Origin of the sequence: Methylobacterium sp. CCH5-D2 (assembly GCF_001556475.1) — a bacterium.
Taxonomy (GTDB): domain Bacteria; phylum Pseudomonadota; class Alphaproteobacteria; order Rhizobiales; family Beijerinckiaceae; genus Methylobacterium; species Methylobacterium hispanicum.
The window spans coordinates 1-386 of record NZ_LSIX01000563.1; the positions used below are offsets into that span (position 1 = coordinate 1).

The 386-nt window shown below is 71.2% G+C and carries 1 protein-coding gene; it reads right to left on the reverse strand.

What is annotated here, in order from left to right; genetic code table 11:
• Window positions 1-105 precede the first annotated feature (105 nt).
• The coding region (locus tag AX737_RS14410) for a carbonic anhydrase (protein WP_280949074.1) at window positions 106-386 on the reverse strand (281 nt) is incomplete at its 5' end.

The window sequence follows — 386 nt, forward strand, 5'->3', positions numbered from 1 at the left end:
CCGCCGCTCTTCGTTTGCGCCGCCGGAGTTTGCGCAGCCGGGTCGCCCGTGATGCGTGAGAGACGTGGCCCGCCCCCCCGGCTCGGAGGAGGCGGGCCCGGTGCTTCAGTTGCAGCTCATCATCGCGGCGGGGCGAATCGCCTGCCCGCTCGCATCGGCGGCGGGCGTGAAATCGCCGGTCTCGGGATCGCGGACCAGCAGCTGGCCCGAGGCCACGCCGAAATGCGCGCCGTGGAGCTGGACCTTGCCCGCATCGACCCGCTCCTTGATGAACGGGAAGGTCAGCAGGTTCTCGATGCTCTGGCTCACCATCGCGTGCTCCAGGCGGGTGAGATAGTCGGGGGCCGAGGAATCGCCCGCCTTCGCCTCGGCGGGGGCCACCAGCG